The sequence below is a fragment of the Marichromatium purpuratum 984 genome (assembly GCF_000224005.2).
Classification (GTDB): Bacteria; Pseudomonadota; Gammaproteobacteria; order Chromatiales; family Chromatiaceae; genus Marichromatium; species Marichromatium purpuratum.
In genome coordinates, this window is the sequence record NZ_CP007031.1 from 1,745,478 (window position 1) to 1,768,608 (window position 23,131).

Sequence of the window (23,131 nt, forward strand, 5' to 3'; positions counted from 1 at the left end):
GATCGCGCCCCTCGGGGCCTGATCGATCGACCCTGAAAAGGGGGCCGCGAGGCCCCCTTTTTCGTGTTGTGCAACCCCTGTCGACAGGAGCAAGTGACCAAGATGACAACTAAGACCGAGACCCAGCGCTTCGGACTGATCGTGATCGGTGACGAAGTGCTCAACGGCGCGCGTCGCGACCGGCACCTGGAGCAGTTCAAGGAGATGATCGGCGAGCGTGGCCATGCCCTGGCCTGGCATTGGACGCTGCCCGACGATCCCGAGGTGATCACCGCTCATCTGCGTTTCTCGATGGCACGCGCCGAGCCGGTGTTCGTCTGTGGCGGTATCGGCGCCACCCCGGACGACCACACCCGTGGTTGCGCCGCCGCCGCCGCTGGGGTCGCGCTGACACGCCACCCAGGCGCGGTGGCCCTGCTGGAGGAGAAGTTCGGCGACGAGGCCTACCCGCACCGCATCCTGATGGCCGAGCTGCCCGAAGGGTGCGCGCTGATCGACAACCCGGTCAACCGCATCCCCGGCTTTGCAGTGTGTAACCACTGGTTCTTGCCGGGCTTCCCGAAGATGGCCTGGCCGATGGCCGAGGCGGTGCTCGAGCAGGGCTTCGGCAGCGCCGTGCGTCAGCGCGAGGTCGCGCTCAAGGTGCGCGGTATTCCCGAGAGCCAGCTGATCCCGGTGATGGAGTGTTTCGGCGAGCGCTTCCCGGCGCTCAAGATGTTCAGTCTGCCGCACATGGGCGAGGACCCGCACATCCTGCTCGGCTTCCGTGGCCACGACGGCTTGGAGGAAGCGCTCGCGGCCTTGCGCGAGGCCCTGGGAGATGCCTCGATCGAGGCGGTCGAGCCGCGCTGAGACCGATCGTCCCTTTGCCAAGCGGCGACCATTGCTCTAAGATCCGCGCGGTCTTTTCGTGTGCGATCGATCATCGTGTGGGAAGGCGGGTGCTGGGTCGTCTTCCTGACTCGAGTATGCGCCGATCCGCGAACACTTAGCGAGGTGTGTACATGGGCGTGCGAGGATGGAGAGCGGCGGTCGCCGCTGCGGGACTGGTCTGGGGGCAGGGCGCGCTCGCCTATGATCTACCGGCAGTCAATCTCGGGTTCACCAGCTTTCTCGATGGCGGTCCGCCATCCGGGCCGGGCTTGTATGTCAGTCAGTATCTGCAGTTCTATCGCAACGGTGCGCTCAAGGACGCCGCCGGTGACGACCTGCGGGTCCCGACTCCGCGTGGACGGGAGCGCGCCGAACTCGACCTCAACCTCAGTCTCACACAGTTCCTTTACCAGTCGGATCAGCCGCTGCTGTTCGGTGGCAAGTGGGGCGTAGACCTGATCCTGCCGCTGGTCGATTTCGATCTCGATCCCGGCGACAACTTCGCGCTCTCGACCAATGGGGGTAATCTCGGTGATATCCTGGTCGGTCCCTTCCTGCAGTGGGATCCGATCATGGGGCCGAACGGGCCGCGCTTCATGCATCGCATCGAGCTGCAGATGCTGCTCCCGACCGGTAACTACGACGCCGACGATCCGATCAACGCCGGCAGCAACGTCTTCTCGTTCAATCCCTACTGGGCCGCGACCCTGTTCGTCAATCCGCGCTGGACCGTCTCCTGGCGTCTGCACTATCTGTGGAACGCCGAGAACAACGATCCCTTCAAGGGGTTCATCGCCGAGGACACTCAGGCCGGGCAGGCGATTCACATCAACTTCTCCACCGCCTACGAGGTGCTGCCCAACCGGCTGCGCCTGGGCATCAATGGCTACTATCTCGAACAGATCACCCGCTCCAAGGTCGACGGCGAGTCGGTCGCCGACAGCGAGGAGCGGGTGTTCGCCATCGGTCCCGGGGCGCTCTACCACCTCAGCCCCCACGATCATCTGTTCTTCAACGCCTACTGGGAGACCGGTGCCGAGAACCGCTCCGAGGGTGCGCGCATGAATCTGCGCTACGTCCATCACTTCCATTGATCATCATCGTCGGCGGTAGCGATGCCGGTCATCGGTGTCGCCGTCGCTCAACCGGGAAAGTCGGCGGCATAGCGCTGGATCCATTCCACCGCCGCTTGTTCGCTACTGAGTTCGCGTCCCTGGGTTGCGCATACCCGGCGGCGGTAGTGTTCGATCCGACAGACCTGTTCGACCATCCTGAGTCGATAGCCGGTCTCGTCGGTGGCGAAGTGGACCCCCACCTCGAACAGACCGCGACGCGGTCTGCACCAGGCCACCACGCCCTCGGCGCGGAAAGGTGGTTGGGCGACCGGGATCTCGACCTGGATGGATTCGCCGATCGGTAGCCGTCTGCAGGAGAGAAAACACAGACCACCCTGGCCGATGTTGCACAGCCGATTGCGCCGGCGGCGGTTGCGGTTGGGCAGTCGGTAGTGGATGGGGATGTCCGAGGGGTGGCGGAGGAAGCGGCGCATCTTGGCTCTGCGGCTATATGTCGGAACGGGCCTTTATCGCCAAGGATGGGGGAGGGCGTGGGCCGGCTCAAGCGTTGCGCGGGTTGCGTTGTGATCCGTCGCCCGTTTCAGAGTCGGCGGTGTGTGGCGCGTTGCCGTAATCGCGCGGCGAGGATCTCGGGGAGCAGTGGATGTTCGCCGACCAGCGCGGAGACATGGACGCGTAGCCCTGCGTGAGCCTGTTCGGCCTGGGCGCAGATCTCGGCGATATCGCCACCTGGGCCGGCGTGACGACCGGGCGCGAGAAAGAGCATCGAGAGAAAGACCGGGGTGTCGGGCTCGCTGCTTGCGAGCCGTTCGAGCTGCTGTTCGAGCAGTGCCCCGTTGAAGTCGTAGGCCGCTCCGGGGCGTCGTTCCATCACCGCCTGATCAAGCTCGACCACCTGACCAAGTCGTTCGGCGAGGCGCGCGGCCAACCAGGCGCGTACCGCGCTGACGCCGGGATTGGGGGAGCCGTGATCGACCAGGATCACCCGTCGTGGCCGATCGCCGGCGATCTCGGCAAGACAGGCGAGTTGCTCGGCGAGGATCCGGGTGAGCAGGGGTTCGCCCGTCGGCAGCGGGCAGAGTTCGGGGGCGAGTCGCAGGGCGAAGTCACCGTAGCGTGTGCGCAGTCGCGCGACAAGTGCGGGGACGGCCTCGGTGAGCGCGGCGCTGGGGCCGAAGAACAGCGGCAGGATCAGGAAGTCGCGCGCGCCGGCGCTGAGGCGTGCCTCGAGCAGGGGTTCGAGCAAGGTCGCGGGTCGGCCATCGAGTTGATCGGCGGGGATGGCATCGGCATGGGCGAGCGAGACTGGTTCGATTGGCAGGCCGCACCGGGCACCGAGCGTTTCGGCCAGGCGGCGCAGGGAGTCGACCGCGGCTGCGCGGCGCGAGCCATTGTCGAGCAGCAGGACCGACTCCATAGAGAGACGAGCGGGCTCAGCGCGAGGGGCTGCGGGTCTCGGCGACCGGTTCGGCCGAAGAGACCAGCTCGTCGAGACCGACCCGAACCTGCGCCTGCTGCTGACGGGTTCGGCGGCGATGGCGATTGTCTGGACGAGTGGCGATCCAGGTGGCGACCAGGGTGAGGATGGTGGCCACGGTGATCGCCGGCCACGGCCCGGGGCCGATCAGCGAGAACCAGATCAGATAGCTGCCGGCCATGCTGAGAATGGCGGCCTTCTTGCCGGTGGGGCAGATCTCGCCGTGTTCGAGGAAGTCGCGGATCGACTCGCCGAAACGCGGGTGATCGATCAGGAAGCGTACCCGCTCGGGACGACTACGCAGCCACAGCCAGGCGGCGCAGATCCAGAACACCGTGGTCGGCATCAACGGCACCAGCATGCCGACGAAGCCGAGGCCGAAACAGCACCAGGCCAGGAGGTTGAAGATCTGACGGCGATGCGATTCGAGGATCGCCTTCAGCTTGGCGGGGATGCGAGCGCTGACCTGCATTGGGAAACCCTGTCTGAACGAACGGTCGATGGCATGGGGACAGCGCAGGTCGAGGGGCCTGGGCGATCCGTGACTCGAGGGACATAACTATAGTCGTTTACCACGACCCTGTCCCGATGATGGGGTCGCTGACACCAGCAACCACGAGGGCGTCGATGTCCGCATTGCAGGATCCACGGGTACTCTTCGCCGCCGAGCGTACGCTGCTGGCCTGGACCCGGACCAGTCTGTCGCTACAGGCCTTCGGATTCGCCATCGATCGTCTCGGGATGGCGTTCGATCAGTTCGCGCCACTTGCCCGGCCACCGCTGGCGCGTCCCCTCGCTCTGTTGCTCGGGGAGTGTTTCATCCTGCTCGGGGTCGGCTGTGCGCTGTACTCGGTGCGTCAGCATCGGCGGGTGTTGCGCACCCTGACGCCGGAGGAGATCCCGCAGGGATATCTGCTCAATGGCGGGGTCCTGCTCAACCTGTTGCTGGTGCCGCTCGGCGGACTGGTCGGCGGTTACCTGCTGCACGAATACGCCTGGGGCGGGTTGGCCCCGCCCCAGCCTGGCGGCGGTTGATCAACGCGTGCCGACCTGGACCCCGTGATCGGCCAACCACTGGGTGTCGAGCTGCCAGTCGACACGCTCGACCTGGGGCTGGGCGAGAATCAGTCCCTGGGCGCGTTTCTGATGGTTGATCAATTCCTGTTGGGCAGCAATCATCTTGGGATCATCCTGCGCCTTGTTGGCGAGGTTGGGATGGATGATCTCCAGGAAGCGAATCGCCGGGATGTCGAACGAGCGCGGCGTGGAGACGGTGGCGACACCATCGCTGAAGGCGCGGACACGGAACTGGTAGGGGTAGGAGGAGAGCATCGAGTCCTCAACCAGGATCTCGTCGAGTTCCCAGACCGCCGGCTGCCAGGCCGACTTGAGCCACAGTCCCATCAGGCCGATGGCGATGAGGCCGAGCACGATGCTGTAGATCCGTGTAAAACGATCCATGAATGCTTGTCTCCGGTTCGGATGGGGGAGGGGCGATGCTGAGACACTGCCTGAATTCTGAGGATAAATCAGCTTCGCCGATCGAGGGATCAAACCCCATGAAGATTGTCAATTTCTGACGTGGCGGAGTTCGTCCGGTCTCATGCAACATCAAGATAAACAACTGCTGTTCGCGCGAATTCTCGCCGCGATCGAGGGCGTCGGCACCCCGCCCTCGGTGGCCGTCGAAATCGACGCGCTGCGAGCACGGTTGAGCGATCAGCTCGATGACTTCCTGCTCGAGTCCCAGCCGATCGTCGCCACCGAAGCGACCGTGGTGATCGCCGATATCCGTGGCTTCACCGCACTGGTCGAGTCACAGCCGGTCGAGGTGATGGTGCGGTTGCTCAACCGCTTCTTCACCCGCATGGTCGAGCTGGTCACCCGTTATGGCGGGGTGGTCGACAAGTTCATGGGGGACTCGGTGATGGCCGTCTTCGGTGTCCCCGAGCGACGTGACGACGATCTGCTGCGCGCGCTCGCCTGCGCCGTGGAGATGCAGCGGGCGATGGTCGCGCTCAATCGTGATCATCGCGCCTGGAACGAGCCGAGCCTCTATGCCGGGGTTGCGGTCAGCTGTGGTCGGTTGATGGCCGGGAGCTTCGGTTCGCCACTCCACAACGAATATACCGTCATCGGTGATCCGGTGAATCTGGCCGCGCGGATCGAGAACTACAGTCTGCGCGGCCAAGTGCTGCTCAGCGAATCGGCCCAGGCCGGTGCCAGTGATCATATCGAGATCGGTACGATCAATCAGGTCACCGTCAAGGGCAAGGCGAGACCGGTCACGCTCTACGAACTCAGGGCGGTCGACTGGCCGCAGCGCCTTGAGGTCCCCGAGGTCGAGCCACGCAAGGCGCCACGGATCTCGGTCGACTTCCCGGTGGAGTTCCGTCAGGTGGTGGCCAAGCGCATCCTCTCCGAGTCCTTCGTCGGCAAGGTGCACGACCTCAGCTATTATGGAATGAGTGCCGATCTGCCGGTGGTGTTACCGCCCTGCACCGAGATCCTGCTCTCGCTCGCCCCCGAGATCGGCTCCGGTAAGGCGATGGAGGTCTATGCGCGGGTGCTGCGCTCCAAGCGTGACAAGAGCAGTTATCGTACCAGTCTGGAGTTCACCGCCATCGACACCCCCAGCCACCGTCGGGTCAAGCGTTATGTCGATCACATGCTCTGGGGGCACTGAAAGGGGCAGGTCGTTGATTTTCAGCCTGTATCGGCAATAATGCCGACACCAGTCCGACCTGGCGGGCAAGGATTGCGATATTGGGGTGCGTCCGCGTCCTGATGTCCCGCCGCAGTGGACGCCCGAACCGACAGCGCTCATGCAAATCTCCAACGCCTCGCTGCATCCGCTCTATCCGCTGCCGCTCGATCAGCAGCGCGAGCGCGAGCCCCAGGCCACCCCAGAGCAGTTGCAGCCGCGCGCCGATCAGGCCGAGCGCATCGCCCGGCCGGTGGCCGAGGTCGAGCGCGCCGAGCGCCTCCAGGCGCGCAAGGAGTCGCGCGACCTGCTCGTTGCCAACAACGGTACCGATCCACGTACCCGACGTGCCCTCGACGCCTATGAATCCGTCCAGCAGCATCAGGAGCGGGCCTATGTCGAAGAGGTATTGGGCGTGGACGTCTACGCCTGATCCTGCTCCTTCCGCGATCCCAGCCCTTCCGAAACCCCTGCCGCTGGGTCAGACTGCCGAGCAGTCGAGCAGCGCCGAGGAGGCATCATGAGCCATGCAGCAGACTGTGAATCCGTAGCGATCACGCCGGGAGCGGGCGACGACCGGCTCTGGCCAGGCGTGGGGTATCAGCGTCAGGTCGAGCGGTTGCGGGGGGCCATCGGTGAGACCGTCTATTTGGTCGAGTTGATCGAGGGCGTCGGCCAGCTCGGCGCCCATCTCAGCGATCGTCCCTACGAGTTGCTCGCGGTGCTCGACTTCCCGCGTCCCGATCCGGCGCGCGGGCTGACTCCGCATCTGGTGTTGCTCGACGATGGGCGTGGGCTGAACCTGGGGCGCGTTGCGCGAATCAGCCGCCGTCCCTTCGCGCCGAGTACGACAGACCTGCTCTATCTGGACACGGCTGCCGAGCGCCGGGTGTTGTTCGCCGAGCGTCGACTGTCGGTCGAGTTCATCGCCGAGCGTAGCCACCAGGTGCTCGGGCAGGCACTCGGTTGCGTGCCCGCCACCGGAGGCGATGCCCTCGACGCTTCGATCGAGACCGCTCTCGAACCCGAACCGCTGGCACGGCTGCAGACGAGCGACTAGCTGCAGGCGTGTCGTACGCAGGCCGTTTCGTCGGCAATCGACGGGGCTGGGGGTTTAAAGGCGCTGCCGCGCGCCGATTATACCCATGCGGTGATACTTTCCACGGAGGCAGGGCGCATGAGCTGGAAGGCATTGCAGACCTCTCAGCTGGTCTGGCTGATGGCTGCGGCCCTGGCTTCCCTGGTCGGTGTCGGCTTCGCCGCCTGGGCGGCCACCCAGCAGGTGACGGTGCGGCTCTTCATCGAGAGTAAGCAGGCGGCGCTGCTCAACACGGCCACCCTGCAACGGATGTTGGGTGAGGTCGGTCGCGACCTGCGCTATCTGACACAGGGGCAGGCGCTGGACACCTGTGCCGATGCGTTGGGGGTGAGCCAGTCGACGCTGCAGCGCGACTGGGGGGCCTTCATGACGGCCAAGCCGCAGTATGACCAGGTGCGCTGGATCGACGAGAGCGGCATGGAGCGCGTGCGTATCGATCAGTCTTCAAAGGGGCCGCGAGGGGCCGCTCCGATCGCGCTGCAGGACAAGTCGGCACGCTATTACTTCACTGCGACCATGGCATTGGCGGTTGGCGACATCTATGTCTCGCCGCTCGATCTCAATGTCGAGTACGGCGGTGTCCAGCAACCCTTCAAGCCGGTGCTGCGCCTGGCCGCGCGAGTGGCCGATCGCACGGGGAGCGATTGCGGCATCATCGTCATCAACTATCTGGGCGCGCGCCTGCTCGATGCGATGGGAGGTGGACGTCAAGTCGACACCTGGCTGCTCAACCGCGAGGGCTACTGGCTGCGCGCGACGCGCCCCGAGGATGCCTGGGGGTTCATGCGCGGACGTCCCGAGCTGAGCCTCGCGGCGCGCCATCCCACGGCCTGGTCACGGATCTCCGGCGCGATGCGTGGTCAGTTCGAGGACGAGGACGGTCTGTGGAGCTTCGACACCCTGGTGCCGGCGCAGGTCGTGGCGCGCGATCCGGCGCGGTTCGAGGGTGTCGACGTTAGACATTGGAAGGTGGTCGATCATGTGCCGCGCTGGGTCTATCGCGCCGAGATCACCGCCGTCTGGCTGCGTTATGCCGCCATCCTCGCTGGGTTGTTCGTCGTCATCCTCGGCGCCGGCTGGGCACTGCAGCGCAGTCAGCGTCGGGTCGAGCAGATGCGCGAGGCGGCGATGCGTCTCGAGGCCCAGCGCGGTCTGCTCAGCTTCATCGATCAGGGGCTCGCCGGGATGATCGTCATGTCTCCGCAGGGCGCGCTGCGGCAGGTCAATGCACGCTTCTGCGAGATCGTCGGCCGCGACCGTGAAGACCTGATCGGCCGCCGTTGGGCGGATCTCGCCACCTCCGATGATCCGCAAGCCGATGCACGGATGTTCGAGACCGTACTGCAGCAGGGGCGCTCGTGCATGCTCGACAAGTGTTGTCGTCGTCCCGATGGCGAGAGCATCTGGGTGACGGTGGCCATCGCGCCGGTGCGTGACGGTGCCGGTGTGGTGACCGATATCGTCGCTCTGGTGCTCGACATCACCGAACAGAAGCAGGCCAAGGAGCTGCTGCGCGACAGCGAGGAGCGGTTGCGCCTGGCCGTCGATGCCGCGGAGGCCGGGGTCTGGAACTGGGACATCGGCGGCGACGTGGTCTTCTTCAGTGACCGGTGCAAGGCCCAGTTCGGATTCCCGGCCGACATCGAGGTCAGCTATCGGCGTTTCCTCGAGGCGCTGCACCCGGCCGACCGTGAGCGGGTCGATGCCCTGGTGCAGCGTTCGGTGCGCACCGGGGAGGACTATGCCACCGAGTACCGGACGCTGTGGCCGGATGGCAGCGAACACTGGATCAGTGCCCGTGGTCGTCTCTATCCCGTTGCTGGTCGCGCGCACGGCCAGCTCGGCGGCATCACCCTGGACGTCACCCGGCGGCGGCGTATCGAGGCGCGCCTGCAGGCGATGACGGCGCGTCTCGAGGCGCTGCTCGAGGCGCTGCCGGTGGGCGTCGGTTTCACCAGTACGCTCGACTGTCGTCGTGTCAGTGGCAATGCCGCGCTGCGACGTCTGTTCGGGCTCGGCGATGATGACAACCTCTCGGCCTCTTCGAAAGATCCTGACGCCTTCGGTAGCCTGGTTCACTACTGTCGCGAAGGTCGGCGACTGGCGGCCGATGAGCTGCCGCTACAGCGCGCGGTGCGTGAGGCGCAGCCGATCCCCGCCGAGGAGTTGGAGGTGTGCCTCCCCGATGGGCGTCGGTGGACGGCGGAGATCGCCGCTGCTCCGCTGTTCGACGAAGGCGGGCAACTGGTCGGTGGCCTGATCGTGGTCAGTGATATCAGCGCGCGAAAGCAGGCCGAGCGCGACCTGCAGGCACTCAATCTCGACCTGGAACGTCGAGTGGAAGAGCGTACGGCCGAGGCGCGCGCGGCCAGTGCCGCCAAGAGCGACTTCGTGGCGAATATGAGCCACGAGGTGCGCACGCCGATGAACGCCGTGCTCGGTTTCCTCGAGATCCTGCTCGACACCCCGCTGCAGCCCGATCAGCGTGACCTGGTGGGCAAGGTCCGGCGCTCGGCCCGGGCGCTGCTGGGGTTGCTCAACGACATCCTCGACTTCTCCAAGCTCGACGCCGACAAGGTCGAGTTGGAAATGACTCCCTTCGTGCTCGATCAACTGCTGCGTGAGAGCGCCGAGCTGTTCGCCGTCACCGCCGCGGAGAAAGGGGTGGAGTTGCTGATCGACGCGCCCCGGTCGCTGACTGGCCGCTATCGTGGCGATGCGTTGCGTCTGGGGCAGGTGCTCAACAACCTGCTCGGCAACGCGATCAAGTTCACCGATCAGGGACATGTCATCCTCGCGGTGCGGGGGGAAGGGGTGGAGGATGCCCAGCGATGGCTGCGCTTCGAGGTGCGCGATACCGGCATCGGGATCAGCACCGAGCAGGCCACACGGTTGTTCCAGCCCTTCAGCCAAGCCGATATCTCGACCACGCGTCGCTTCGGCGGTACTGGATTGGGGCTGACCATCTGCGATCGACTGATCCGGCTGATGGGGGGGGACATCGGTGTCGACAGCCGCGAGGGTGAGGGCAGCAGCTTCTGGTTCTCGCTGCCGCTCGAGATCGCTGATGGCGTGGCTGTTGCGGGCCATGTCGAGGCGCTCACACCCGGACGGGTACTGGTGGTCGACAGCCATGCCGAGGCGCGCGAGATTCTCGCGCGTTATCTCGGTGGCTGGCGCCTGGTGGTCGACTGTGTCGCCGACGCCGACCATGCGCTCGATCGCATCCTGCAGGCCGATCAGCGAGCCGAGCCGTTCTCGCTGGTGCTGGCCGACTGGCGGATGCTGTGTCATGACGGGTTGCGGTTACTCGATCAGGTGCACGGTGCCGACGCACTCGGTCATCGACCGGCCACCGTGGTGATGGTGTCCGCCTATGAGCATCAGGCGCTGCTGCGGGCGGTTGCCGAGGCGTCGGTGAAACCCGACATGGTATTGAGGAAACCCTTCACTCAGTCATCCCTGTTCGATGCCATCGTCGAGCTGCAGCAACATGGACAAGTGCACCTGCCCGAACCGCGCCCGACGGCGGTCAGCCCCTATGCTCGTGCCGAGCGGATCCGTGGTGCGAAGGTGTTGCTGGTGGAGGACAACCAGACCAACCAGGAGGTCGCGTTGGCGATGCTCGGCAAGATGGGGCTTGAGGTCGCCGTGGCCAACAATGGTCGCGAGGCGCTGGCGCGCTTTGCCGAACACCCTCTCGACCTGGTGTTGATGGATCTGCAGATGCCGGAGATGGATGGCTTCGAGGCCACCGCTGCGCTGCGCGCCACCGCGCGAGGACGTGAGGTGCCGATCGTGGCGATGACGGCCGCGGCATTCGAGAGCGATCGCGAGCGGGTGAGTGCGGTGGGCATGAACGACTTCATCGCCAAGCCGGTCGACCCACGTCAGCTCGTTTCGGTGTTGCTGCGCTGGTTGCCCGGTGGCGCAGAGTCCGGGGGCGAGGCGGGGATGGCGGAGGCTGTGGATGTTGTCTCCGACACCGCTCCGCAGCCTGCCGCCGCATTCGAAGAACTCGATCTGGCCTCGGCGCGCGAGCGACTCGACGGCGACGAGGCGGTGCTGCGAGCCGTCCTCGATGGCTTCCTGCGCGATGTGGCCGACTGGCCGGCACAGCTCGCCGCCGCCGATGAGCAGAGCGCGCAACGCCTGGCGCACACCCTCAAGGGCGCGGCGGGCAATGTCGGTGCGGTACGGGTGCAGCATGCCGCGCAGGCATTGGAGCGCGCGTTGGCCTCGGCGGTCGATGACGAGACCATCGACGGGCTGCAGGCCGAATGTCTCGCCGCGCTCGAGTCGGGCATGGTCGCGCTACGTGCCGCGCTGGCCAAGGATCTTGCCGCGAATGGCGATGCGCCAGTGAGCGAGGTCGATGACAGTGGGCAGGATCTGGATGCCGCGCAGATGCTGATCGCGGAGCTGGAGTCGCTGTTACAGGGGCACCGCATGGTGCCGGATGAGCTGTTGCGGCAACTGCGCTCGCGCCTGGGCGGGCATGATGCCGCCGAACGGGTCGATACCCTGCTGGCGCAGGTCGATGGGTTCGCCTACCCACAGGCCTTGGAGACACTGCAGATCATCAGAGAGAGACTGACATCATGAGTGCGCCGATCGTCGATGTCCGCGATCCCTATGAGCGTCTGACCGAACCGGAGCGACCGCGTCTGCTGGTGGTCGAGGACGACCCCACCAGTCTGCGCCTGATCGCCAAGATCCTCGGCGATGCCTACACCCTGATCATTGCCACCAACGGCAAGGACGCACTGCGTCTGGCCACCGATGTCCCCGAGCTGATCCTGCTCGACTACCACCTGCCCGACATCGATGGACTGGACATGTGTCGACAGCTGCGCGCCAATCCGCTCACCGCGGAGATCCCGGTGATCTACGTCACCGCCGACCAGGATCCTCATCTCGAGGCCGAGGGGTTGCAGGCCGGAGCGGTGGACTTCGTCACCAAGCCTTATTCGGCGGCGGTGCTGCGGGCGCGGATCAACACGCATGTGCAGCTCAAGCGCAAGACCGACCTGCTCGCGCTGCTCGCCGAGCGCGATGGCCTGACCGGGGTGGCCAATCGGCGTGTCTTCGATCAGCAGCTCGAACGCGAATGGCGGCGCGGGCGGCGGCGCCAGGCCGCGCTTTCGGTGATCATGGTCGATGCCGACCGCTTCAAGTCCGTCAACGATACCTGGGGGCATCTGGTCGGCGATGAGTGTCTGCGGGGCATCGCCCGCTGTGCCGCGGCCCATCTGAAGCGCCCGGCCGATCTGCTCGCGCGTTATGGTGGCGAAGAGTTCGTGCTACTGCTGCCCGAGACCGACGCCGGGAGCGCCAGGGCACTTGCCGAGAGGATCCGCGAGGAGATCCAGATCCGTTTCGCCAACACCGCTGTGGAGCGGGGCGAGGGACCTTGCCTGACCGCGAGCTTCGGCTGTGCCACCATCATTCCCGATGAGCAGAGTTCGCCCGAGGCGCTGCTGCGTGTTGCCGATCGCAATCTCTATCTGGCCAAGACCGGCGGGCGCAATCGTGTCGAGCCTGCGGTGTGAGTGGTAGGTGTCAAGCGCCGAGATTGATCGGTATCAGGTCGTCGGGTGAGTTGATCGACGGTTGGGGAGAGGCGTGGGCGCAGGTGCACCCGGGGACCGATGGGTACGGTCGGTGTGATCGGCGGACGTAAAAAAGCCGGCTTGAAGCCGGCTTTTTTGCGGAATTTGGTGGGCGCAGGTGGGATCGAACCACCGACCCCTGCCGTGTGAAGGCAGTGCTCTCCCGCTGAGCTATGCGCCCTGAAGAGGCTGCAAATATTAATGCCGCCCCCGGGGTTCGTCAACCCCTGGCCACGATTTTTTTCTTCTTTCAGGTCTGGCCCTGTTGGTCGAGGTCGCCGAGGGGCTGTGTGCGTCGTCGTCGCGCTGTGCTGGCGCGGATGCTCGTGTCAGTCATGGACTGTGATCAGCCCCTTGAGGATGCGGTGACCGTGACGGACCGGTAGCGAATAATGGCCCTCGCCATGGACGATGCGCGCCCGGCAGCCGGAGAGGTGGCGCGCGTACCAATGGGCGTGGGCGACCGGGACGGTGTTGTCGGTATCACCGTGCCAGAGGCTGATCGGTTGGTCGATGTGGCTTGGCTCAAAGCCCCAGGGGCGTGGGTAGAGACTGAGGTCGCGGCGAGCGCCGTGAGCGCCTTCGCGCATCGCATCGACGATGGTGCGATCGAGCGCTGCGGTGACCTCGGGGCGATCGAGTACGGCGCGATCGGGGGCGGCGGCGTTGCGATAGCGCAACCGCGCGACCACCTCGGGACGGGCGGCGAGCAGTGCCGGGACGGGGCCGGTGTAGAAGCGATCGGTCAATCCCGGGAGACGGCGTGCGAGCGACAGGCTGGCGCGCACGCCAGGGGCCATGGCGCGGCGGACCGGCGCGAGATAGATCGGGCCGAGCGGGCAGATCAGGGCGCAGTGTCCGATGCGCGCAGGCAGGGCGGCGAGACAGGCCAGTGCATAGGGACCGCCGCCGGAGACGCCGATGAGATCGAAGCGGTCGATGCCGAGGCGTTCGGTCAGCTCGGCGAGATCGGCCGGCCAGTCGTGGATCTCGCGTCCCGGCCGATCGCTGGAGCGTCCGTAGCCGGGGCGGTCGGGAGCGATCAGACGAATGCCCTCAATGCGCGCGGCCTGGTGTAGCAGGCCCGCCTCCTGGCGCGAGCTGGGAAATCCATGGCAGTAGCAGACCGGGCGACCGTCCGGCGCACCGTATTCGGTATAACCGAGCTGGCGTCCGTCGCCCAGCCTCAGGCGGTGGTCATGCGGTGTGGCGATGGTCATGCCGGTAGCGTGTCCCTGTCGGTGTGATCTCTGGCGCGCCAGAGGCGAATGGCCTCGGCGTCGGTGGCGCGGTCGGCGGCATAAAGCCGATCGAGTTCGGCAAGTCGTGGATCCGGTGCGCGGGTCAGTCCGGAGACGGTCAGCACCGGCGCCGTGCCGTCGTATCCGGCGGCATGCGCGGCGAGCAGGTAGACACTGCGGTCGCCGATCTCCATGCGCTGTTCGACCTCGGTGTCGAGCCAGGCGAGGGCGGCGGTATAGCGCGGCATTCCGCTGGGGGTGCGCGCGACATCGAGTCCGGCGAACTTGTCGCGATGACGTCCGCTCTCCAGACCGAAGCGCCACACCGCGGCGAGATCGTCGGCGTGCAGCAGGTGCAGCACGGCCTGGCCGCTGTGCTCGATCAGCTCCCAGGTGTGATGATGACGCGCGACGGTGAGCAGCAGGCGTGGCGCCTCGTGGACGATCGAGGCGCGAGTCACCGAGCTGGCGATGAAGCCGCCTCGGTGCGTGCCATCGCTGGCGGTGACCAGCCATAGCGGTGGGTCGTAGAGACCGAACACCTCGGCGATGGTCGCGGCGGACTGGGGCGAGGGCGCTCGCATGCGGATCTCCAGGGTCAGTCGCGCGGCGCCGGATCGATGTCCTGATAGATCTCGGGGCGGAAGCGCGGGGTGCAGATGGCGAGAAAGATCAGATCGTCCATGCCGGTGTTGGCAATGCGTTGGGGTGTCCCGGCGGGGATGCGGACCAGGTCGCCGGGTCCGACATCCTGGTCGGTGCCGTCGTCGAGCGCGATGCGTCCGCTGCCGTGGAGGATCAGATAGCGCTCGGTGGTCGCCGCGAGTCGGTGCAGTCGGGTCGCGGTGCCGGGCGCGACTCGGGCACGCGCGATCGAGACCTCGGGATCGTCGGCCCGGTTCCAGGTCTCGAGGATGAAGCAACCTTCCTCAAAAAAATACTCCGCCCCGGGGTCGGGGCGGTGGATCTCGGTGCCGCTCATTGCATCGCGGCGGCGGCCGCGCGCCGTCGATAGGCCGCCGAGCGTCGATCGCCACCTCGGGGGCGAGGTTGCGGGCGACGGTTGAGGGCGCTGGCGATGCGTGTGCAGAAGGCGTCGTCGCCGAGTACCCAGGCCTTGTTGGTGGAGTCGCGGATGCGTCCGAGCAGTGGCTCGCTGACGGGGGTCTCGGCTAGTCGCGCATAGTGTTCGCGTCTGGCCTTCATGCTGCGCCCGAGCCGGTTGTATTCGGCGTGCGGGGTGGTCAGCGGATCGTCCTCGCCGAGTGCGTTGGCGCCGTGGCTCGACCAGCCGTAATCGGCCGGGTGATCGACCAGCCCGGCGCGCACCGCGTTCGACTCGATATAGAGCGAGACCGGCAGCAGATAATCCTTGGGGTCGAGGAGGGTGGCGCGATAGCGACCCTCCCAGAGGGTGCCGGTACGCTCGTAACGGGCGTTGAAGTATTGGACGTAATAGCGCCCGACATACTGCATGAGCTTGCCGATGCCGTTGTCCTGGTGCGGGGTCAGCAACAGATGAAAGTGGTTCGGCATCAGCACATAGGCGTGGATCGAGCATTGGAACTTCTCGGTCGCCGCCTTGAGCTTCTCCCAGATGAACCAGTAGTCATCCTCCTCGAAGAGGATGCGTTGGCGGTTGTTGCCGCGCTGGATGACGTGCTGCGGATAACCGGGCAGGACGAATCTAGGTAGACGTGCCATGGCTAGGGTCGGATCCGGTTGATTGCCTTACCTTGCAGTATAGTCAGCTGACGCTGGATTGCAGACTGATGACAGGACCGATCTCGGGGCCTGAGTGGCGCGAAGACTGCATGCTCGGTGTTGAGTCTAGATGACCCCGGAGATCGGTGCGGCGAATGCCGCTCGGCCGGCGATCCAAGGGGTGAGCGAGGCGGTTGCTATGTACCGCCGCCGTTGTCGGCATCACCCCGGGGAGGGCAGTCGAGCGTGGCGCGTGATGTCGGCTGCTTGCTGAGCACCCCGGTTCCGGGGTGGCATTGGCTGGTGCCGAGGAATTATCATTGGACGTTTTACCCGCTGGAGCCCCGTATGCTCGACATCAATCCGATCGCCTCGCAGATCAATGACCTGAAGGGACGCTTGCAGTCCCTTAGGGGGTATCTTTGACTACGATGGCCGTCAAGAGCGTCTGACCGAGGTCCTGCGCGAACTCGAGGACCCCGACGTCTGGAACGAGCCAGACCGCGCCCAGGCGCTCGGTCGCGAGCGCGCCACCTTGGAAGCGGTGGTGGTGACCATCGATGAACTCACCTCGGGGCTGGCCGACGCCGACGACCTGCTGGCGATGGCTGTCGAGGAGGAGGACGCCGACACCGTCGCCGCGCTCGAGACCGATCTCGCCGGTTACGAGGCCCGGGTCGCCGAACTCGAGTTCCGGCGCATGTTCTCGGGCGAGATGGATGCCAACAACGCCTTCGTCGACATCCAAGCCGGCTCCGGCGGCACCGAGGCCCAGGACTGGTCAGAGATGCTGCTGCGGATGTATCTGCGCTGGGGCGAGCGCCGCGGTTTCAAGACCGAGCTGATGGAAGCTTCGGCCGGCGAGGTCGCGGGCATCAAGTCGGCCACCATCAAGTTCGAGGGCGAGTACGCCTTCGGCTGGTTGCGCACCGAGACCGGCGTACACCGTCTGGTGCGCAAGTCGCCGTTCGACTCGGGCAACCGCCGTCACACCTCGTTCGCCTCGGTGTTCGTCTCCCCCGAGATCGACGACACCGTCGACATCGAGATCAACCCGGCCGATCTGCGCATCGACGTCTACCGCGCCAGCGGCGCCGGTGGTCAGCACGTCAACCGGACCGAGTCGGCGGTGCGTATCACCCATAACCCGACCGGCATCGTCACCCAGTGCCAGAACGACCGTTCGCAGCACAAGAACAAGGATCAGGCGATGAAGCAACTGCGCGCCAAGCTCTACGAGCTGGAGATGCAGAAGCGTCAGGCCGACCAGCAGGCGTTGGAGGAGAGCAAGTCCGACATCGGCTGGGGCAGCCAGATCCGCTCCTACGTGCTCGACCAGTCGCGGATCAAGGATCTGCGCACCGGCGTCGAGATCGGCAACACCCAGTCGGTGCTCGACGGTAACCTCGACCCCTTCATCGAGGCCAGCCTCAAGAGCGGCCTGTGACGACACCGGAGACCCAGATGACCGAACAGGCACAACAGCCCGCCGTCGACACCGACGAGAACAAGCTGATCGCGCAGCGGCGCGAGAAGCTCGCCGCGCTGCGTGAGGCGGGTGCGGCCTTCCCCAACGACTTCCGTCGCGATGCCCTCGCCGCCGACCTGCTGGCGCGTTATGCCGAGGTCGACGGCGAGACGCTCGAGGCACAGCCGGTGCGCGTGCGTCTCGGTGGCCGTCTGATGAGCCGCCGGGTGATGGGCAAGGCGAGCTTTGCCCACATCCAGGACTCGAGCGGCCGCATCCAGCTGTTCGTGCAGCGCGACCAGCTCGGCACCGACGCCTATCAGGCGTTCAAGCGCGACCTCGACCTCGGCGACATCCTCGGCGTTGAGGGGGTGCTCTTCCGCACCCGTACCGGCGAGCTGTCGGTCAAGTGCGAGAGCGTACGCCTGCTGACCAAATCGCTGCGCCCGCTGCCGGAGAAGTTCCACGGCCTCACCGATATGGAGAGCCGTTACCGCCAGCGCTATCTCGATCTGATCATGAACGCCACCACCCGCGAGACCTTCCGGGTGCGCACCGCGATCGTGCAGTTCATGCGCGAGTACCTCAACGCACGCGGCTATCTCGAGGTCGAGACCCCGATGATGCAGGTGATCCCGGGCGGCGCCGTGGCGCGCCCCTTCGTCACCCATCACAATGCGCTCGACATGGATCTGTTCCTGCGTATCGCTCCCGAGCTGTTCCTCAAGCGGCTGGTGGTCGGTGGTTTCGAGCAGGTCTACGAGATCAACCGCAACTTCCGCAACGAAGGACTATCGACTCGGCACAACCCCGAGTTCACCATGCTCGAGTTCTATCAGGCCTACGCCGACTATCGCGACCTGATGGATCTCACCGAGGACATGCTGCGGGCGATGGCCGAGCGCGTGCTCGGGCGTACCACCCTCGACTACCAGGGTGCGAGCTACGACTTCGGCAAGCCCTTCGCGCGGATGACGGTGCGCGAGGCGATCCTCCACTTCAACCCTGCGCTCACCGCCGCCGACATCGATGAACTCGATGCCGCGCGTTGCGTCGCCGAGGGGATGGGCATCGCGGTCAAGCCGAGCTGGGGGCTGGGCAAGGTGCAGATCGAGCTGTTCGAGCACACCGCCGAGCACCGGCTGATGGACCCGACCTTCATCACCGAGTACCCGACCGAGGTCTCGCCGCTGGCGCGGCGCAACGACGCCAACCCCTTCGTCACCGATCGCTTCGAGTTCTTCGTCGGCGGGCGCGAGCTGGCCAACGGCTTCTCCGAGCTCAACGACGCCGAGGACCAGGCCGAGCGTTTCCGCAAGCAGGTCGAGGAGAAGGAAGCCGGGGATCTGGAGGCGATGTACTACGACGCCGACTATGTGCGTGCGCTTGAGCACGGCATGCCGCCGACCGCGGGCGAGGGCATCGGCATCGATCGCTTGGTGATGCTGTTCACCGACGCCCCATCGATCCGCGACGTGCTGTTGTTCCCGCACATGCGACCCGAGGGGCGCGGTTCGGCGGCCTGAGCCACCCAACCGCCTCAGGCCGCGGGTTCGAGGGCATAGGGCAGGGGCTGGACCTTCAGCACCGGCCCGTGCTCGCCGAGCCGCGCCTCGCCATGCTCGGCGATCGCGATCTCGAGGACCACCAGCAGCTCGTAGCATCCGGCGCCGTGTGGCGCGGCGTCGACTACCCGACCACTGGCCTGGCCCGAGCTGCTCGCCGCTGCGAACAGGACATCGCCCGGTTGTGGCGCCGGTGCCTCGGCGGGTTCGAGGCTGAGAGTGGCGCGGTACATGCGGCGCTTGAGTTTGCCCAGATGCTGCATCCGCGCCACCACCTCCTGTCCGGTATAGCACCCCTTGTTGAAGCTCACCCCGTCGATCAGTTGCAGGTTGAGCATCTGCGGGATGAAGGCCTCGGCGGTTCCGGCATGGACGCTGGGCAGCCCGGCGCGGATGTCGAGCAGTCGCCAGATCGCCCCGTCGCTCGGTGTCGCGCGCGTGGCCAGCGTGTCCCACAGTGCGCGTGCGCGCTCGAACTCGGCGAGCAGCAGATAGCGTGGTGTGGCGTCGGGCAGGGCAATCACCGCAACCCCGTCGTGCCGCGCGAGTTCGTTGGCGTGCGCCGGGACCGCCAGCTCGAGCTGCTCGAGCAACGCTGGTGCCTCGGCACCAGCCAGACCGAGCGCGAGCAGCTGGTCGCCGGCACCCTCGAGTCGTACGCGGCTACGCAGTACATAGCGCTGCAGGTGAGCAAGCGCCGCCTCGATGCGCTCGGCGGGCAGCAGCAACGCCCGGGTCTCGTCGAGCGCAACCAGCCGTCCGCAGGCCAGCACGCGTCCTTTCTGGGTGCAGAGCGCGGTGAGTTGGGTGTGCTCGGTGGAAAGTTCGCGTACATCGTTGGTGAGTTGTCCCTGGAGGAAGTCCGGGGCATTCTCGCCCCGGGCGAGCAGGGCGTCGAACTGGGTGAGCGCGAACAGTCGGCATGCCTCGCCGGCCGGGTGTTCGGGAAAGCGGGCCTGACCGAGATCGTCGAATCGGGCACCGCGTGCATCGAGAAAGTTTCGCCATTGCGTCATCATCAACCCCTGCCTTGGGAACCTTCGGTTGCTGATTGGGAACTTGCCAATCCTTATGCGACCGAAGCGTGCCCGAGACAACCCCGGCGGTTTGTACGCCGTCCGGGAGACGGTCGCGCCGGGTGGCCGTCTGCGCCACCGTCGGCATCCACAACCCGAAGCCAGTAGGGTGTCCGCGCATCCGTTCGCGCGCCCTCATCCATATGGAGAGATCAGCCCCTTGTCGAGATATCAAGCGACCCCGCCCGTAGACAGTCTGGTGCTCTACAAGACCCATCCGGCCCGTGTCCTCGGCGTCGGCGACAAGATCGAGATCCAGCTCGGCGGCGGCAGTACCAAGCGCGTGCGTCCCAAGGATATCGCGCTGCTGCATCCGGGGCCGCTGCGTTCGCTCGGTGAGCTGGAAAGGCTTCCCGAGGGCGCGGTGGACGATGCCTGGGAGCTGCTCGAGGGCGAGCAGACCACGCTCGAGGATCTCGCCGAGCTGGCCTTCGCCGAGTTCACCCCGGTGACGGCCTGGGCGAGCTGGCTGCTGGTTGCCGAGGGGCTGCGTTTCTGCGGCGCCCCCGAGTCGATCACGGTGCGCGCGCGTGCCGAGGTCGAGCGCGATCGGGCCGAGCGCGAGGCCAAGGCCGCCGCCGAGCGTGACTGGAAGGCCTTTCTCGAGCGCATGCGCGCGGCCACCCCGACAGCGGAGGACCGGAGTCGACTCGCCGAGGTCGAGCGGCTGGCGCTGGGACAGACCGATCGCAGCCGCATCCTCGAGGCGCTCGGCTATCCGCAGACCCCGGAGCATGCCCATCGTGCGCTGGTCGAGGTCGCCTATTGGCCGGTCAATCACAATCCTTATCCGGCGCGTCGCGGCGTGCCCGGGGAGGACGCCGCGCTCGCGGTGCCGACGCTTGACGAGGACGAGCCGCGGCTCGATCTCACCCATCTCGAGGCCTTCGCCATCGACGACGAGGGCAACGAGGACCCGGACGACGCCCTGAGTCTCGAGGGCGAGCGGATCTGGGTCCACGTGGCCGATGTCGGCGCGCTGGTCGCGCCGGACGGTCCGCTCGATCTCGAGGCGCGCAGCCGGGGTGCCAACCTCTATCTGCCCGAGGGCATGGTCAAGATGCTCCCGTCTGAGACCACCACCCGGCTCGGACTCGGGCTGCAGCCGGTCTCGCCGGCCCTCTCCTTCGCCATGCGTTGTGATGAGCGGGGCGAGCTGCGCGACCTCGAGGTCCATCGCAGCTGGGTCAGGGTGCAGCGCCTGACCTATGGCGAGGTCGAGCAGCGCCTCGACGAGGTGCCCTTCGCCGCGCTACGCGCCACGATCGCGCGTTTTCACGACCGTCGCCAGGCCAATGGCGCCACCCGTCTGGCGTTGCCCGAGGTCAGCGTGCGTGTCGAGGACGGCGAGGTGCGGATCCGGCCGCTGCTACGGCTCGAGAGCCGCGAGCTGGTCACCGACGCCATGCTGATGGCCGGCGAGGCCGCCGCGCGGCTCTGTCTCGAGCAGGGGTTGGCGATCCCCTTCGCCACCCAGGCCACGCCTGACCCGGCCGAGGAGGCCAGCGATCTGGCGAGCATGTATGCGCGCCGGCGCTGCTTCAAGCCGACCCGCTTGTTGTGCGAGCCCGACCTTCACGCAGGACTCGGGCTGCCGCTCTATACCCGCGCCACCAGCCCGTTGCGTCGTTATTCCGATCTGCTGGTCCATCAGCAACTGCGGGCCTGGCTCGCTGGCGCGACGCCGCTCGATCGCGAGCAGGTGATGGAGCGGGTCGCGCAGGCGGAGCTGGCCGCCTCCGCGGTGCGACGTGGCGAGCGACTTTCCAACCAGCACTGGAAGCTGGTCTATCTGCGCGATAACCCCGGATGGCGGGGCGAAGGCGTGGTGGTCGGTTTGGAGGAGCGCAGGGCGGTGGTGCTGGTGCCCGAGCTGGCGCTGGAGGCGCGGATACGGACCCGTGAGCGGCTGGCGCTCAACGACACCCTCAAGCTGGCGCTCGCCGATGTCGATCTGCCCGAGTTGAGCGTGAGTTTCCGCGTACTCGGTTGAGCTGTCGCGGATTCGGGTATACCCTTACAAACTTTGTGTCTTCCTGCCGAAGCCTGAAGCGCTCCGGCAGGCGCTCTGCGGATGGCGCCTGTCTCCCTCGGCAGCAGGCGCCATCCGGGTCGCGCGGCCTCAGGCGCCCCAGCGGCGCACCGTGCCGGTGTCGAGATGGACGAAGTTCGAGCGCGGATAGTAGCCGACACCGCCACGACTGAGCGCGACGGCGGTATCGCGCAGGTGGCGGGTGGAGAGGTCGGGGAAGCGGACATCGACGGCCTGGCCGGTCATGTGCAGGCTCTTCTTCGCGACGCCCCGCGAGGTGCGGCGCAGCATCGCGTTGGTGCGGGGCGAGCGGTAGGCGCTGAGGATCTGGTAGGTGGCGTCGGGATCGCCGAGACGCAGCTTGACGTCGTAGAGGATGTCGAAGAGTTGCGGGTCGATGGCGACGACGTCGTCGGTGCGGAAGTCGCGGAAGAAGTGATTGAGCTTGCCCAGCGCTGCGCGTTGGTAGCGATCTCCGATGCGGTAGGTGACGGCGATCTTCTCGTCCGTGTGCATGTGATGCAGGGACAGCACCCGTGGGCGCTCGCTTGGCGACTTGGCCAATACGGGCGCGGCTGCGGTCGATAGAGCGAGCCCCAGGAAATGGCGTCTGTTCATGTTCCCCCCCGGTACATGATGTTCAACGGATTGTATGGCGAAGGTTTTTTGCCCAAGGCATCCGGCATGAACGCATGGCGTGTAAATAACGGCATTGCGTTCGACAGCGGAGCAGCTGAGAGCGGGCGGCCGGCCCGAGATAACGTCGACATCCTGTGCATGTGCCCGCTCCATGGGATTTTCATTATATCCATACGGCCGATTGAGTCAAATGGATGTTGCCAAATATTGATTATTTGAAAACCTGAGAAAAAACATGAAGTGTTATTGGTAACGCTTTGTTAACGTTTTTCTATATTTCTTATTTTAATAAATGAAGTGATTTGTTAATTCTGACTTTTGAGTTCACTTTAAGTTTGGTGTCTTGTCTTCCTTGATGCGGGATTGAATGTCCTGTTTTTGATTCAAGTTGCTGTTTTTGTTGGTTTTGATGAAGTGATTATTCAATGATTTGAGTTAAAGTATTTTCTTTTTTTTGGCCAGTATTCTGCTTTTGTGTTTTTCAGGTTTTTTCGATTATATTTTTCGCGTCTTGCCGATTTTTTATTCGCTTTGACAATCGTGGTTGAATGATGGGTGGGGTTGT

At 65.6% G+C, this 23,131-nt stretch carries 21 protein-coding genes and 1 tRNA gene; 11 read left to right on the top strand and 11 right to left on the bottom strand.

What is annotated here, in order from left to right; all coding sequences use genetic code 11:
• The first annotated feature begins 102 nt into the window (after window positions 1-102).
• Window positions 103-852, top strand: a complete 750-nt coding sequence (locus MARPU_RS07895) for a competence/damage-inducible protein A (protein ID WP_005223862.1) — start codon at window positions 103-105, stop codon at window positions 850-852.
• A gap of 152 nt (window positions 853-1,004) precedes the next feature.
• Window positions 1,005-1,967 carry a SphA family protein gene (locus MARPU_RS07900; RefSeq protein ID WP_005223863.1) on the top strand — a complete coding sequence of 321 codons (963 nt, stop codon included), beginning with the start codon at window positions 1,005-1,007 and terminating at the stop codon, window positions 1,965-1,967.
• Between the two features lie 47 nt (window positions 1,968-2,014).
• Here the strand turns inward: MARPU_RS07900 and MARPU_RS07905 are convergent, their stop codons facing one another.
• From MARPU_RS07905 to MARPU_RS07915, 3 genes are all read right to left on the bottom strand, one after another.
• Window positions 2,015-2,422: a PilZ domain-containing protein gene (locus MARPU_RS07905; RefSeq protein WP_005223864.1), complete on the bottom strand. Its 408-nt coding sequence runs from the start codon at window positions 2,420-2,422 to the stop codon at window positions 2,015-2,017.
• A gap of 107 nt (window positions 2,423-2,529) precedes the next feature.
• A complete protein-coding gene (locus MARPU_RS07910; protein WP_005223865.1) occupies window positions 2,530-3,366 on the bottom strand; it encodes a sirohydrochlorin chelatase in 837 nt (278 codons plus the stop codon).
• Between the two features lie 16 nt (window positions 3,367-3,382).
• The gene (locus MARPU_RS07915) at window positions 3,383-3,898 is read right to left on the bottom strand and encodes a YbaN family protein (protein WP_005223866.1); all 516 of its coding nucleotides are present in this window, start codon (window positions 3,896-3,898) and stop codon (window positions 3,383-3,385) included.
• Between the two features lie 155 nt (window positions 3,899-4,053).
• On the opposite strand from MARPU_RS07915, the gene MARPU_RS07920 reads away from it, so the two are divergent.
• On the top strand, window positions 4,054-4,461 hold the full coding sequence (locus tag MARPU_RS07920) for a YidH family protein (RefSeq protein ID WP_005223867.1): 408 nt from the start codon (window positions 4,054-4,056) through the stop codon (window positions 4,459-4,461).
• Here the strand turns inward: MARPU_RS07920 and MARPU_RS07925 are convergent, their stop codons facing one another.
• Window positions 4,462-4,887 (bottom strand): hypothetical protein, encoded by a 426-nt coding sequence (locus MARPU_RS07925; RefSeq protein WP_005223868.1) that lies wholly within the window; start codon window positions 4,885-4,887, stop codon window positions 4,462-4,464. It lies immediately after the preceding gene.
• A 142-nt stretch (window positions 4,888-5,029) separates the two neighbouring features.
• On the opposite strand from MARPU_RS07925, the gene MARPU_RS07930 reads away from it, so the two are divergent.
• The 5 genes from MARPU_RS07930 (at window position 5,030) to MARPU_RS07950 (ending at window position 12,781) form a co-directional block, all read left to right on the top strand.
• A complete protein-coding gene (locus tag MARPU_RS07930) occupies window positions 5,030-6,112 on the top strand; it encodes an adenylate/guanylate cyclase domain-containing protein (protein WP_005223869.1) in 1,083 nt (360 codons plus the stop codon).
• A 139-nt stretch (window positions 6,113-6,251) separates the two neighbouring features.
• On the top strand, window positions 6,252-6,563 hold the full coding sequence (locus MARPU_RS16620) for a hypothetical protein (RefSeq protein WP_005223870.1): 312 nt from the start codon (window positions 6,252-6,254) through the stop codon (window positions 6,561-6,563).
• An 87-nt stretch (window positions 6,564-6,650) separates the two neighbouring features.
• On the top strand, window positions 6,651-7,190 hold the full coding sequence (locus tag MARPU_RS07940; RefSeq protein ID WP_005223871.1) for a hypothetical protein: 540 nt from the start codon (window positions 6,651-6,653) through the stop codon (window positions 7,188-7,190).
• Window positions 7,191-7,307: 117 nt separating this feature from the next.
• Complete coding sequence (locus MARPU_RS07945) at window positions 7,308-11,834, top strand: PAS domain S-box protein (RefSeq protein ID WP_005223872.1); 4,527 nt, start codon at window positions 7,308-7,310, stop codon at window positions 11,832-11,834.
• Window positions 11,831-12,781 (top strand): diguanylate cyclase, encoded by a 951-nt coding sequence (locus MARPU_RS07950; RefSeq protein WP_005223873.1) that lies wholly within the window; start codon window positions 11,831-11,833, stop codon window positions 12,779-12,781. Before MARPU_RS07945 ends, MARPU_RS07950 begins: the two co-directional genes overlap by 4 nt.
• A gap of 166 nt (window positions 12,782-12,947) precedes the next feature.
• On the opposite strand, the gene MARPU_RS07955 is transcribed toward MARPU_RS07950, so the two are convergent.
• The 5 genes from MARPU_RS07955 to MARPU_RS07975 form a co-directional block, all read right to left on the bottom strand.
• A tRNA-Val gene (locus MARPU_RS07955) sits at window positions 12,948-13,022 on the bottom strand.
• A 148-nt stretch (window positions 13,023-13,170) separates the two neighbouring features.
• A complete protein-coding gene (locus MARPU_RS07960) occupies window positions 13,171-14,061 on the bottom strand; it encodes an alpha/beta fold hydrolase (RefSeq protein WP_005223874.1) in 891 nt (296 codons plus the stop codon).
• A complete protein-coding gene (locus tag MARPU_RS07965) occupies window positions 14,058-14,666 on the bottom strand; it encodes a flavin reductase family protein (protein ID WP_005223875.1) in 609 nt (202 codons plus the stop codon). Before MARPU_RS07965 ends, MARPU_RS07960 begins: the two co-directional genes overlap by 4 nt.
• 14 nt (window positions 14,667-14,680) lie before the next feature.
• Entirely contained in the window at window positions 14,681-15,064 is a 384-nt protein-coding gene (locus MARPU_RS07970; RefSeq protein WP_005223876.1) for a cupin domain-containing protein, read from the bottom strand.
• Complete coding sequence (locus MARPU_RS07975; protein ID WP_005223877.1) at window positions 15,061-15,786, bottom strand: transposase; 726 nt, start codon at window positions 15,784-15,786, stop codon at window positions 15,061-15,063. Before MARPU_RS07975 ends, MARPU_RS07970 begins: the two co-directional genes overlap by 4 nt.
• Window positions 15,787-16,134: 348 nt before the next feature.
• Here MARPU_RS07975 and prfB point away from each other — a divergent pair.
• Together prfB and lysS are read left to right on the top strand one after the other, a co-directional pair.
• Window positions 16,135-17,233 (top strand): peptide chain release factor 2 gene (prfB, locus tag MARPU_RS07980; RefSeq protein ID WP_005223878.1). Its coding sequence is split into 2 segments (ribosomal slippage): window positions 16,135-16,209 and window positions 16,211-17,233, totalling 1,098 coding nucleotides; the frame shifts between segments, so codons are not numbered across the junction.
• Between the two features lie 17 nt (window positions 17,234-17,250).
• Window positions 17,251-18,780 (top strand): lysine--tRNA ligase, encoded by a 1,530-nt coding sequence (gene lysS, locus MARPU_RS07985; protein WP_005223879.1) that lies wholly within the window; start codon window positions 17,251-17,253, stop codon window positions 18,778-18,780.
• 14 nt (window positions 18,781-18,794) lie between these two features.
• On the opposite strand, the gene ygfZ is transcribed toward lysS, so the two are convergent.
• Entirely contained in the window at window positions 18,795-19,835 is a 1,041-nt protein-coding gene (ygfZ, locus tag MARPU_RS07990; RefSeq protein WP_005223880.1) for a CAF17-like 4Fe-4S cluster assembly/insertion protein YgfZ, read from the bottom strand.
• Window positions 19,836-20,055: 220 nt separating this feature from the next.
• On the opposite strand from ygfZ, the gene MARPU_RS07995 reads away from it, so the two are divergent.
• Complete coding sequence (locus MARPU_RS07995; RefSeq protein WP_005223881.1) at window positions 20,056-21,888, top strand: RNB domain-containing ribonuclease; 1,833 nt, start codon at window positions 20,056-20,058, stop codon at window positions 21,886-21,888.
• A gap of 129 nt (window positions 21,889-22,017) precedes the next feature.
• Here the strand turns inward: MARPU_RS07995 and MARPU_RS08000 are convergent, their stop codons facing one another.
• A complete protein-coding gene (locus MARPU_RS08000; RefSeq protein ID WP_005223882.1) occupies window positions 22,018-22,545 on the bottom strand; it encodes a YcbK family protein in 528 nt (175 codons plus the stop codon).
• Window positions 22,546-23,131 lie beyond the last annotated feature (586 nt).

Excerpts from the sequence above, each read along its gene's own strand:
- MARPU_RS07965 (WP_005223875.1), bottom strand. The coding sequence starts at position 14,666 with ATGCGAGCGCCCTCGCCCCAGTCCGCCGCGACCATCGCCGAGGTGTTC.
- MARPU_RS07940 (WP_005223871.1), top strand. The coding sequence starts at position 6,651 with ATGAGCCATGCAGCAGACTGTGAATCCGTAGCGATCACGCCGGGAGCG.
- MARPU_RS07925 (WP_005223868.1), bottom strand. The coding sequence starts at position 4,887 with ATGGATCGTTTTACACGGATCTACAGCATCGTGCTCGGCCTCATCGCC.
- MARPU_RS07945 (WP_005223872.1), top strand. The coding sequence starts at position 7,308 with ATGAGCTGGAAGGCATTGCAGACCTCTCAGCTGGTCTGGCTGATGGCT.
- MARPU_RS07960 (WP_005223874.1), bottom strand. The coding sequence starts at position 14,061 with ATGACCATCGCCACACCGCATGACCACCGCCTGAGGCTGGGCGACGGA.
- MARPU_RS07930 (WP_005223869.1), top strand. The coding sequence starts at position 5,030 with ATGCAACATCAAGATAAACAACTGCTGTTCGCGCGAATTCTCGCCGCG.
- MARPU_RS07895 (WP_005223862.1), top strand. The coding sequence starts at position 103 with ATGACAACTAAGACCGAGACCCAGCGCTTCGGACTGATCGTGATCGGT.
- MARPU_RS08000 (WP_005223882.1), bottom strand. The coding sequence starts at position 22,545 with ATGAACAGACGCCATTTCCTGGGGCTCGCTCTATCGACCGCAGCCGCG.
- MARPU_RS07920 (WP_005223867.1), top strand. The coding sequence starts at position 4,054 with ATGTCCGCATTGCAGGATCCACGGGTACTCTTCGCCGCCGAGCGTACG.
- MARPU_RS07905 (WP_005223864.1), bottom strand. The coding sequence starts at position 2,422 with ATGCGCCGCTTCCTCCGCCACCCCTCGGACATCCCCATCCACTACCGA.
- MARPU_RS07975 (WP_005223877.1), bottom strand. The coding sequence starts at position 15,786 with ATGGCACGTCTACCTAGATTCGTCCTGCCCGGTTATCCGCAGCACGTC.
- lysS (WP_005223879.1), top strand. The coding sequence starts at position 17,251 with ATGACCGAACAGGCACAACAGCCCGCCGTCGACACCGACGAGAACAAG.
- MARPU_RS07970 (WP_005223876.1), bottom strand. The coding sequence starts at position 15,064 with ATGAGCGGCACCGAGATCCACCGCCCCGACCCCGGGGCGGAGTATTTT.
- MARPU_RS07910 (WP_005223865.1), bottom strand. The coding sequence starts at position 3,366 with ATGGAGTCGGTCCTGCTGCTCGACAATGGCTCGCGCCGCGCAGCCGCG.
- MARPU_RS16620 (WP_005223870.1), top strand. The coding sequence starts at position 6,252 with ATGCAAATCTCCAACGCCTCGCTGCATCCGCTCTATCCGCTGCCGCTC.
- MARPU_RS07900 (WP_005223863.1), top strand. The coding sequence starts at position 1,005 with ATGGGCGTGCGAGGATGGAGAGCGGCGGTCGCCGCTGCGGGACTGGTC.
- ygfZ (WP_005223880.1), bottom strand. The coding sequence starts at position 19,835 with ATGACGCAATGGCGAAACTTTCTCGATGCACGCGGTGCCCGATTCGAC.
- MARPU_RS07950 (WP_005223873.1), top strand. The coding sequence starts at position 11,831 with ATGAGTGCGCCGATCGTCGATGTCCGCGATCCCTATGAGCGTCTGACC.
- MARPU_RS07915 (WP_005223866.1), bottom strand. The coding sequence starts at position 3,898 with ATGCAGGTCAGCGCTCGCATCCCCGCCAAGCTGAAGGCGATCCTCGAA.